General features: G+C 41.7%; 13 protein-coding genes. 12 read left to right on the forward strand and 1 reads right to left on the reverse strand.

Annotated elements, in window-relative coordinates; all coding sequences use genetic code 11:
• Together rluC and B4F91_RS15565 are read left to right on the forward strand one after the other, a co-directional pair.
• A partial coding sequence (gene rluC / locus B4F91_RS15560; RefSeq protein ID WP_288635970.1) for a 23S rRNA pseudouridine(955/2504/2580) synthase RluC occupies window positions 1-946 on the forward strand: 946 nt, incomplete at its 5' end.
• Complete coding sequence (locus tag B4F91_RS15565) at window positions 946-1605, forward strand: HAD-IA family hydrolase (RefSeq protein WP_286938273.1); 660 nt, start codon at window positions 946-948, stop codon at window positions 1603-1605. The genes rluC and B4F91_RS15565, both read left to right, overlap by 1 nt.
• Here B4F91_RS15565 and B4F91_RS15570 read toward each other — a convergent pair.
• Window positions 1602-2195, reverse strand: coding sequence for a Maf family protein (locus B4F91_RS15570; RefSeq protein ID WP_286938271.1), 594 nt, complete (start codon window positions 2193-2195; stop codon window positions 1602-1604). The two genes, B4F91_RS15565 and B4F91_RS15570, sit on opposite strands and share 4 nt — an antisense overlap.
• A 131-nt stretch (window positions 2196-2326) precedes the next feature.
• Between B4F91_RS15570 and yceD the strand changes: the two genes are divergently transcribed.
• From yceD to tmk, 10 genes are all read left to right on the forward strand, one after another.
• Window positions 2327-2851, forward strand: a complete 525-nt coding sequence (gene yceD, locus B4F91_RS15575; protein WP_004587685.1) for a 23S rRNA accumulation protein YceD — start codon at window positions 2327-2329, stop codon at window positions 2849-2851.
• 10 nt (window positions 2852-2861) lie between these two features.
• Entirely contained in the window at window positions 2862-3032 is a 171-nt protein-coding gene (rpmF, locus tag B4F91_RS15580; protein ID WP_004587686.1) for a 50S ribosomal protein L32, read from the forward strand.
• Window positions 3033-3043: 11 nt separating this feature from the next.
• On the forward strand, window positions 3044-4081 hold the full coding sequence (gene plsX / locus B4F91_RS15585; protein WP_004587687.1) for a phosphate acyltransferase PlsX: 1038 nt from the start codon (window positions 3044-3046) through the stop codon (window positions 4079-4081).
• Window positions 4082-4134: 53 nt separating this feature from the next.
• Window positions 4135-5061, forward strand: a complete 927-nt coding sequence (fabD, locus tag B4F91_RS15590) for an ACP S-malonyltransferase (protein ID WP_054982359.1) — start codon at window positions 4135-4137, stop codon at window positions 5059-5061.
• Between the two features lie 11 nt (window positions 5062-5072).
• Window positions 5073-5819 (forward strand): 3-oxoacyl-ACP reductase FabG, encoded by a 747-nt coding sequence (fabG, locus tag B4F91_RS15595; protein WP_096041886.1) that lies wholly within the window; start codon window positions 5073-5075, stop codon window positions 5817-5819.
• Window positions 5820-6069: 250 nt separating this feature from the next.
• Window positions 6070-6306 (forward strand): acyl carrier protein, encoded by a 237-nt coding sequence (acpP, locus tag B4F91_RS15600; protein WP_004587690.1) that lies wholly within the window; start codon window positions 6070-6072, stop codon window positions 6304-6306.
• Window positions 6307-6578: 272 nt separating this feature from the next.
• On the forward strand, window positions 6579-7817 hold the full coding sequence (fabF, locus tag B4F91_RS15605) for a beta-ketoacyl-ACP synthase II (RefSeq protein ID WP_004587691.1): 1239 nt from the start codon (window positions 6579-6581) through the stop codon (window positions 7815-7817).
• 73 nt (window positions 7818-7890) lie between these two features.
• The gene (gene pabC / locus B4F91_RS15610) at window positions 7891-8694 is read left to right on the forward strand and encodes an aminodeoxychorismate lyase (RefSeq protein ID WP_286937813.1); all 804 of its coding nucleotides are present in this window, start codon (window positions 7891-7893) and stop codon (window positions 8692-8694) included.
• Entirely contained in the window at window positions 8688-9674 is a 987-nt protein-coding gene (gene mltG, locus B4F91_RS15615; RefSeq protein ID WP_286937815.1) for an endolytic transglycosylase MltG, read from the forward strand. Before pabC ends, mltG begins: the two co-directional genes overlap by 7 nt.
• Window positions 9675-9681: 7 nt before the next feature.
• Window positions 9682-10175, forward strand: a 494-nt coding sequence (gene tmk / locus B4F91_RS15620; RefSeq protein WP_288635977.1) for a dTMP kinase, incomplete at its 3' end; no start/stop codon positions are given.

Here is a 10175-nt window from a genome sequence, read left to right on the forward strand (position 1 = left end):
CGGCTTACAAGTAACTTTTGTCACAATCAACGAAGACCATTTAGGTCAGCGTATTGATAACTTTCTTATTACCCATTTAAAAGGGGTGCCTAAAAGCGCTGTTTATAAAATTTTACGTAAAGGCGAGGTACGCGTTAATAAAAAGCGTATTAAACCAGTTTACAAATTACAGCTTGATGATGTAGTGCGTATTCCGCCAATTAAAGTAGCAGAGCGCGAAGAGTTTGTGCCTAAAAAGCTTGATAAAGTGAAGCAATTAGAAGACGCAATACTCTTTGAAGACAAATACCTTATTGTAATTAATAAGCCCTCGGGCATGGCTGTACATGGCGGCAGTGGTTTAAGCTACGGTTTAATAGAAGCACTACGCGTATTACGCCCAGATGAGCGCAGTTTAGAGCTAGTACATAGGCTTGATAGAGACACATCGGGGTGTTTACTAATTTCAAAGCGTCGCTCGGTACTTACCGCATTACATGAGCAGCTGCGTGAAAAAACAATGGAAAAAAATTACTGGGCGTTGGTAACAGGGCAGTGGGATTCGTCGGTTAAAAATGTAACGGAAGGGCTGCGTAAAAACACCCTCAAGTCGGGCGAGCGCGTGGTGCGTGTAGATAATAACGAAGGTAAACCTTCACATACTCGCTTTAGAGTACTTGAGCGTTTTAACGAGTGCTCGTTAGTGCAAGCCTCACCTGTGACTGGGCGTACTCACCAAATTCGTGTTCATACACAGTGTAAAGGCCACCCTATTGCATGCGATGATAAATACGGCGACCAAGGGTTTGATGTATCAATGCGCAAAATAGGCTTAAACCGCTTATTTTTACACGCCCACGATTTAAGCTTTTATCACCCTAAAAACGAAACTACCATGCGCGTAGAGGCGCCGCTTGATAACGCACTTAAAAGTTGTATTTTAAAATTAAGAGATGCTAAAGCGTAATGACTACCGCTGTATTAAAAAAATATAAACTGGTTATTTTTGATTGGGATGGCACTGTAATGGACTCAATTAGCAAAATTGTTAATTGTATTCGTCACAGTGCGCTGGCGCTTAATATTGAGCCGCCGAGCGACACTGCAATTAAAAATATTATTGGTATGTCGCTTGAACTTGCTATTGAGGTGCTATTTCCTGACGAGGTAGCGCACCATCCCGCATTAATTAACGGCTATAAACAGCAATACCGTGTTGATACGACTGCCACTCCTGTATTTGATAATGTAGAAAATGTACTAAGTGCGTTAAAAGCACAAGGGGTTATTTTAGCGATTGCCACCGGTAAAGGGCGTGATGGTTTAATGCGTTTATTAGAGCAAACTCAGTTAGGGCATTACTTTAGTGCCACGCGCACAAGTGATGAAGCACGCTCTAAACCTTCTCCCGATATGCTTGAACAACTATTAGCTGAATTAGCAATAAATGCCGACGAAGCACTCATGATTGGGGATACAAAAATAGATATGGCCATGGCACAGGCAGCCAACATAGATAGAATTGGCGTTACCATGGGCGTGCACAGTGCAGCGCAGTTAAGTGAGTTTAGCCCCGTTGCAACCGTTGATAATTACCAGCAGCTGCAACGCATACTACTTGGCTAAGGTTGAGCGGCGAGTATGTCGAGATTAAACTCAGCCAATAGCTGGCTGAGTTTAATAAGAGGCAAGCCTATTAAGCTATTAGGATCGTCCCCGTTTAATTTTTCAAATAAGCAAATCCCTAATCCTTCACTTTTAAAGCTCCCAGCACAGTTATATGGCTGCTCTGCATCGCAGTAGGCTTCTATTTGCTTTTTGTTGAGTGTTCTAAATACTACCTCAAAAGGCTCTATTAACGTTTTTGCTTTATCGCTAGCAATATCGTAAACACACAGGCCTGTTAAAAACGTGACAGTTTGGCCGCTAAACAAAGAAAGCTGCTTTATGGCGTTTTCTTTATTATGAGGTTTACCAAGTATTTGCCCATCAAATACGGCCACTTGGTCGGAGCCGATTGCAAGGCCTTTAACAAAATGATCGCAAGCGGCACGCGCTTTGCGCTCGCTTAGGCGCTTAACAAGTTGCTCAGGGGTTTCGTTTGGTATGGCGGTTTCGTCAATATCAGGCGAAAAAGTACTAAATGGCAGATTAAATTTTTGCAATAAAGACTGCCTAAATGGCGAGCTTGACGCTAATATAAGCGGGTGCTTCATAAATTATTATCCTAATTAAAATTAGTTTGAGTTAGGATAAATCAGATCCGTAATGAAAACACGTGAAAAACCATGTAAAAATGCTTTTTTGCTTTGACTAACCAATTAACTATCTATATGATGCAGCCCCTATGCAAAAGGTAAAAATTCCCATCACTCTTCATCCTGGGAAAGCAGCGCAACACCGTTTAACTTACGATGGTATTGTACCGCTTGAAAAACTTGCTCGTTTACGAGGTGTTGTACAGGAAGAAGTAGGTGAAATAGCGGTAAAAATTCAGTGCAAAACCGATGAGCAAGGTTTAGTTGTGATTAGTGGCAATTTGTCTACACACGTAACTGTAACTTGTCAGCGTTGTAATGATGATTTAGGGTTGGATTTGGATCAAGACTTTATGTATTCGCCTGTTGGTTTGGATGCTGAGTCAGATGATCTTCCTGAAGTCTACGATGAAGTAGCGCTTGATGAAAACGGTGAAATTAACGTGTTTGAGTTAATCGAAGACGAGCTAATTTTAGCAGTGCCATTAGTGCCTACACACAACGAAGCTTCGTGCAATTACTCATCAAAGCCTGCTAGCTTTGGTGTACTAAAGGCGGAAGATGATAAACCAAATCCATTTGATATTTTGAAACAACTTAAGAAAGATTCTTAGGAGAAGACTAATGGCTGTACAAAAAAGCAAAAAGTCTCGTGCAAGACGCGGCATGCGCCGTTCACACGATGCGATCAACGGTCCAACTTTAACAGTTGACCAAACTTCAGGTGAGACTCATCGTCGTCACCATGTAACTGCTGACGGTTACTACAAAGGCGTTCAAGTAATTTCTAACTAAGAGATTGCTTTATGCTGACTAATCTAACCATAGCGTTAGATATGATGGGGGGCGATTATGGCCCCCGTTCATCTATCCCCGCTGCCGTTTGCGCAGTAAATGCTCATGCCAATTTAACACTCATTTTATGTGGCAACGAGCAAGTAATTACTAATCAATTAGAATCCCTCGATTCACTTTCACACCCACGTTTAATTATTCGCCATTGCAGCGAAGTTGTCACTAATGCTTGCGAACCCGCTTTAGCTGTGCGTTCAAAAAAAGACTCCTCTATGCGTGTCGCCCTTGATTTAGTTAAATCGGGTGAAGCACAAGCCTGTGTAAGCTCGGGTAACACCGGCGCTTTATTTTTTATGGCTCATTACGTATTAAAAATGCTGCCTGGCGTTAAACGCCCCGCATTAATATCGGCCGTTCCTACAGAGCGAAAAAATCCAGTTTATCTGCTTGATTTAGGCGCTAATGTGCATTGTGATTCAGAAATACTTTATCAATTTGGCATTATGGGCTCGGTAGTAGCAGGCCAAGCACTTGGCTGCGATAACCCAAAAGTGAGTTTACTTAATATTGGCTCTGAAGACATAAAAGGCCATGAAGGCATAAAGCAAGCAGCGCAGCTTATGCAGCAAAGCCCTTATATTAATTACACGGGTTACAGTGAAGGCAGTGATATTTTTTCGGGGAAAGCCGATGTCATTGTGTGTGAAGGGTTTGTCGGAAACGTTGCATTAAAAACCTGCGAAGGCATTGCTAAACTGATCATGAAAAAGTTTACAAGCGCCTTAGAAAAGCACTTAATTTACAAATGCATGGCGTTTATTTTAAGTCCTATCATAAAAAAACTCTATAATCGGGTGAACCCCGACCAGTATAACGGCGCTTCTCTGGTAGGATTGCGCGGTATTGTCGTTAAAAGCCATGGAAATGCATCAGCAAAAGCATTTCAAGCAGCAATCGATGAAGCGGTAAAAGAGGTTGAACGTCAACTTCCAGATAAAATAGCCGCTATTTTCGAAAAAACACATTCTAAAAACTCGGCGGCCGAATAACGTTTAGGTGCCGTAGTTACACTAAATTTTTGTTTAATTAAAAAGAGCAAAGTATGGCACAAAAAATTGCACTTCTATTTCCTGGTCAGGGCTCACAAAGCGTTGGCATGTTAAGCGAGCTACTAGAGAGCTCTGACATTGTAAAAGCAACCTTTAGCGAAGCGTCAAGCGCACTTGGCTACGATTTAGCAGCGCTTGTACTAAATGGCCCAGAAGAAGAACTTAATCAAACTCACCGCACTCAACCTGCTTTATTAACAGCAAGCGTGGCAATTTACCGCCACTGGTTAGCTGCAAACCCAGATGTGGATGTGGTTATGGCTGGTCACAGCTTAGGTGAATACTCTGCATTGGTATGTAGTGAGGTTATTAGCCTAGGTGAAGCGGTAAAACTTGTTGAAAACCGTGGCTTATACATGCAAGAAGCTGTGCCTGCGGGCGTAGGCTCTATGGCTGCCATTATTGGTTTAGGCGATGAGCAAATAAAAACAGCATGTGAAGAGTCTGCACAAGGCGAAGTTGTTTCACCGGTAAATTATAACTCACCAGGGCAAGTGGTTATTGCAGGGCATAAAGCTGCTGTTGATAGAGCTTCACAAGCGTGTAAAGATGCCGGCGCAAAACGTGCCTTACCACTGAGTGTGAGCGTGCCTTCACATTGTGAACTAATGAAACCAGCGGCTGAAAAACTTGCCAACGATTTAGCCGCTTTAACATTTAATACACCTAAGTGTGATGTAATTAATAATGTTGATGTAAAAGCACAAAGCTCGGCTGATGCAATTAAAGATGCATTGGTACGTCAACTATACAGCCCAGTTCGTTGGACAGAAACAGTACAGGCTTTAGTTGCTCAAGGCATTACGCAAAGCTACGAATTTGGCCCAGGTAAAGTATTAACTGGACTTGCAAAACGAATTGATAAAGCAATGGTATGTGGCTCAGTAAATGACGCTGCTGCTATCGACGCTGCAAAATAAGAGAATATAAAATGACTAATTTATTTTCATTAGAGGGCAAAGTTGTCCTAATTACTGGCGCAAGCCGTGGTATTGGTAAAGCAATTGCAAACACTTTAGTAGCGCAAGGCGCAAAAGTAGCAGGTACTGCTACGAGTGAGTCAGGCGCGGCTAAAATTAGCGATTACTTAGGTGATAACGGTAAGGGTTATGCTTTAAATGTAACCGATCCTGCATCGATTGAGGCTACATTAGCAGCAATAAAAGCCGACTTAGGCGATGTTGACGTACTTGTAAATAACGCAGGTATTACCCGTGATAATTTATTAATGCGTATGAAAGACGGTGAGTGGGACGATATTATCGACACTAACTTAAGCTCTATCTTCCGTTTATCTAAAGCGGTATTACGCCCAATGATGAAGAAAAAGAACGGCCGTATTATTAATATTGGCTCAGTTGTGGGCACTATGGGTAATGCAGGGCAAGCTAACTACGCGGCAGCTAAAGCGGGTGTTATTGGCTTTTCTAAATCGCTTGCACGCGAAGTTGCATCACGCGGCATTACAGTAAATGTAGTAGCCCCTGGTTTTATTCAAACTGATATGACCGATGAGCTAACAGAAGAACAAAAAGCGGCCACCCTTGCTAATGTACCAGCAGGTCGATTAGGTCAGCCTGATGAGATAGCAGCGGCAGTGTGTTATTTAGCATCTGACGCGGCTGCGTATGTATCTGGCGAGACTTTGCATGTAAATGGCGCGATGTACATGGTTTAACGGCCATTGTTATAAGCAAATGCTAAAAATAACTTAAGTAAGTGACCTCAAAAACATTGAAATTTTTATGATCTTGCTTTAAACATACTTGAAATCGCTGTGAAAATAAGCGATAAAAGACAAAACAAACACTCAGAGGTTTGACCAGACAATTATTTATGGTCAAATCATTGAATCAGAGAATTATGCGGCGTAAACTACGCCGCAATCTGAAAATAACGCATTGGCGTTTTTAATAAAGGAAAGAAGAATGAGCGATATCCAAGAACGCGTAAAAAAAATTATCATCGAACAGCTAGGTGTTAAAGAAGAAGAAGTTAAAAACGAAGCTTCTTTCGTAGACGACCTAGGTGCAGATTCTCTTGATACTGTTGAACTAGTTATGGCTCTTGAAGAAGAGTTTGATACTGAGATCCCAGATGAAGAAGCTGAAAAGATCACTACAGTACAATCTGCAATCGATTACGTATCAGCTCACGCTGAGTAATTAATCGCATATTAAAGGCAGCATTCGCTGCCTTTAATCTATATATCCAAACCACCTCAAAGTTCATGATTCAAATTCACCCGCTTTTACTCTCTACTGCATTCATTTGTAATAGCACATCTTTAGTTGAATTTGAGACTCGCACTTTGAGGTCGCTTGGGTATGAATTCCCTTTGTAATGCCAATAGATTTAAACTTAGTGAGTTAAACGGCTGACTAAAGTAATACTATTTTAATCAATTGGTTTAAATATCCCTTATTGGAGGCAAACCGTGGCTAAACGTCGAGTCGTCGTAACTGGCTTAGGAATGTTGACGCCGCTAGGTAATGATGTGCAATCTACCTGGCAAGGCTTATTAGATGGTAAAAGTGGTATACAAAATATAACCCACTTTGATACATCAAAATTTGGTACTAAATTCGCTGGACTCATAAATGACTTTGATGCAACTGCATACATGTCGGCGAAAGATACTAAAAAAATGGACTTATTTATTCAGTACGGCATTGCAGCGGGTGTTCAAGCCTTTCAAGACTCAGGCCTTGAAGTTACTGAACAAAACGCAACACGTATTGGCGTTGCTGTAGGTTCAGGCATTGGTGGATTAACCCTAATTGAAGAAAACCACATAAAGCTGCTTAACAGTGGCCCACGTAAGCTTTCTCCTTTTTATGTGCCATCAACCATTATTAATATGATCTCGGGCCATTTATCAATGATGCATGGTTTACGTGGTCCTAATATTTCTATTGTGACGGCATGTACTACAGGCCTGCACAATATTGGCCATGCAGCGCGTATGATTGCTTACGGCGATGCCGATGCGATGGTTGCCGGTGGCGCAGAAAAAGCCTGTACACCGATTGGTATGGGTGGCTTTAATGCTGCACGTGCGCTTTCTACCCGTAACGACGACCCACAAGCTGCGTCGCGTCCGTGGGACAAAGACCGCGATGGTTTTGTACTATCTGATGGTGCAGGGGTTGTTGTAGTCGAAGAGTACGAACACGCTAAAGCCCGTGGCGCTAAAATTTATGCTGAGCTTGTTGGCTTTGGTATGAGCGGTGATGCGTATCACATGACCTCGCCACCGGAAGACGGTGCAGGTGCGGCACTCGCTATGCAAAATGCATTAAACGATGCACAAGTAAATGCAGACCAAGTTGGTTACATTAACGCACACGGTACATCTACTAATGCAGGCGACAAAGCCGAAACGCAAGCTGTTAAAACTATTTTTGGCAGTGCAGCGCAAGATGTAATGGTAGGCTCGTCTAAATCGATGATGGGACACCTATTAGGTGCTGCGGGTTCTGTAGAGTCTATTATTTCTATTTTATCGCTGGCCGATCAAAAAGTATCGCCAACCATTAACCTAGATAACCCAGATGAAGGCTGTGACTTAGATTACATAGCCCACACTGCACGCGATGCAAAACTCGACTTTGCATTGTGTAACTCATTTGGTTTTGGTGGGACTAATGGCTCGTTGCTATTTAAAAAGGTATAATCCTTTTTAACAACGAACCACATTATAAGAGCTCAGTTGTTTAACTGGGCTTTTTTTATGCAAGCCATTCAATATGCAAACAATAATAACAACCGATGATACAAGTTCGATTAATACACGCGATAGAGGCCTTAACTACGGTGATGGTTTTTTTACCACAGCCAAAGTAATTGCTGGGCAAGTAGAGCATTGGCAGTACCATAAAGCACGTTTGGTAGAATGCGCAGAGCGCTTAGCGTTTCCTGCTATTAACTTTACTGAGCTTGAGCAACATATTGCAAAAGCGATTACTGGCTGCCAATTAAATGTGATTAAAATAGTGATCACCCGCGGAGAAGGTGGGCGAGGCTATGGATTGCCGCAACACACCCATTTAACCATTTTAATTACCGTGTTAGGGTTTCCACAAAGCTACCCAGCATTAGCTAAAACAGGGGTGAGTTTAGCCCTAAGCCCAATAAAATTAGCAGCCCAACCTTTATTAGCCGGTTTAAAAACACTTAACCGACTAGAACAAGTGCTGATTAAAAACGCCATGGCAAAACAGCAATGTGACGATGTTTTAGTACTCGATCATCAAAACAATGTGATTGAAGCTTCGGCAGCTAATATTTTTGCTATTCGTGATAATAAGGTATATACGCCAAGCCTTGAGCAATGCGGTATTAAAGGGGTTTATCTGCAATCGTTATGTGATAAATTAGCGGTTGAATTTAAGCAAGTAAGCCTAAATGAATTAACCCAAGCTAGTGCTGTATTTATTTGTAATAGCTTAATGGGCGCTGTGCCCGTTAATCGTATAGAAGAGCATACATTTAATGTTGAGCAAAGCATGTGTTTATTAAATGAATTATTAGCCAAGGAGGCTAAGTGTTAAAAGTTATTTTATCGGTATTATTGTTAGCTTTAGTTACAACGCTAGTAGGGTATCAGCAATTACAAGCAACAATAACTAGCCCGCTAAATATAACAACGCCTACCCAGTTTGAAGTTAAAAAAGGCATGGGCTTTAACCAGCTATGTAAACAATGGCAAGCTAATAATTGGTTAAAAAACTGCTGGCGTTACCAAGTAATTGCAAAGCTTGACCCAACACTAACCGACTTAAAAGCCGGCTTGTACGAGCTAACGAATACAAGCGTTATTAATAATATAAAAAAAATAAACAACGGAGAGCAAATCAGTTTTAGCTTTACTATTATCGAAGGGCAAAACTTACGTGAAGTGATAGCTGCTATTAGTAGTGCGCCGCATTTAACTAATAACTTAAATACAGAGCAACTGGCGCAGCAAATAGTAGGTAAAGAAAGCCATTTAGAAGGATGGCTGTTTCCAGATACGTATCATTATCACAGCGGTGATACTGCCAGTAGTTTATTAAAACGTGCGGCCGTTAAAATGCAGCAAACACTTGAGCAAGCATGGTCACAACGTGCAGAAAAACTACCGTATAAAAACGCATATGATGCACTTATCATGGCCTCTATTATCGAAAAAGAAACAGGCCTTGCCAGTGAGCGCCCCTTAATAGCCGCCGTATTTATAAATAGATTAAACGCAAATATGCGCCTACAAACCGATCCCACCGTAATATATGGCCTAGGGGAGAGTTTTGACGGTGACATTAAACGAAAAGATTTACGCGATTACACACCTTATAATACGTATCGCATTAAAGGGCTGCCGCCAACACCCATTGCCATGCCCTCAAAAGCGGCTATTTTAGCAGCGCTTAATCCGCCTAAAACACAGTATGTTTATTTTGTGGCTAAGGGCGATGGTAGTCACCAATTTTCAACCACGTTAAAGCAACACAACGCGGCAGTTAAAACGTATATATTAAATAAAACGAATTAAACTTTATATGAAACCAAAATTTATTGTTATTGAAGGCCTTGAAGGCGCAGGTAAATCAACGGCTATTTCGTTATGCCAAGACTTTTTAAATAAAAAACAAATAGACTTTATTAACGTACGCGAGCCAGGTGGGACACCGCTTGCCGAGTCTTTACGTACTTTAGTAAAAGCCGAGCATGAAGAAAACATAGCCTTTGAAACCGAACTACTTATTATGTACGCAGCTCGCTCGCAGCTTATGCATAATGTAATTAACCCGGCGCTTGATAAAGGGCAGTGGGTATTAGCAGATCGCCACGATTTATCATCTCAAGCATACCAAGGTGGCGGGCGTGGCATTAGCGCTAATACGTTAGCGTCTTTGTCGTCTATGGTATTAAAAGGGTTAAAACCTGATTTAACAATTTACCTAGATATAGACCCCGTAATAGGCCTTGAGCGTGCTAAAGGGCGTGGAGAGCTTGATAGAATTGAGCAAGAAGCCATTGAGTTTTTTCAGCG

The organism is Pseudoalteromonas sp. UBA6610, from assembly GCF_002433295.1.
Lineage (GTDB): Bacteria > Pseudomonadota > Gammaproteobacteria > Enterobacterales > Alteromonadaceae > Pseudoalteromonas > Pseudoalteromonas atlantica.

Bases quoted from the DNA above. Each gene is read 5' to 3' on its own strand.
- B4F91_RS15565 (WP_286938273.1), top strand. From the start codon at position 946: ATGACTACCGCTGTATTAAAAAAATATAAACTGGTTATTTTTGATTGG.
- B4F91_RS15570 (WP_286938271.1), bottom strand. From the start codon at position 2,195: ATGAAGCACCCGCTTATATTAGCGTCAAGCTCGCCATTTAGGCAGTCT.
- yceD (WP_004587685.1), top strand. From the start codon at position 2,327: ATGCAAAAGGTAAAAATTCCCATCACTCTTCATCCTGGGAAAGCAGCG.
- rpmF (WP_004587686.1), top strand. From the start codon at position 2,862: ATGGCTGTACAAAAAAGCAAAAAGTCTCGTGCAAGACGCGGCATGCGC.
- plsX (WP_004587687.1), top strand. From the start codon at position 3,044: ATGCTGACTAATCTAACCATAGCGTTAGATATGATGGGGGGCGATTAT.
- fabD (WP_054982359.1), top strand. From the start codon at position 4,135: ATGGCACAAAAAATTGCACTTCTATTTCCTGGTCAGGGCTCACAAAGC.
- fabG (WP_096041886.1), top strand. From the start codon at position 5,073: ATGACTAATTTATTTTCATTAGAGGGCAAAGTTGTCCTAATTACTGGC.
- acpP (WP_004587690.1), top strand. From the start codon at position 6,070: ATGAGCGATATCCAAGAACGCGTAAAAAAAATTATCATCGAACAGCTA.
- pabC (WP_286937813.1), top strand. From the start codon at position 7,891: ATGCAAACAATAATAACAACCGATGATACAAGTTCGATTAATACACGC.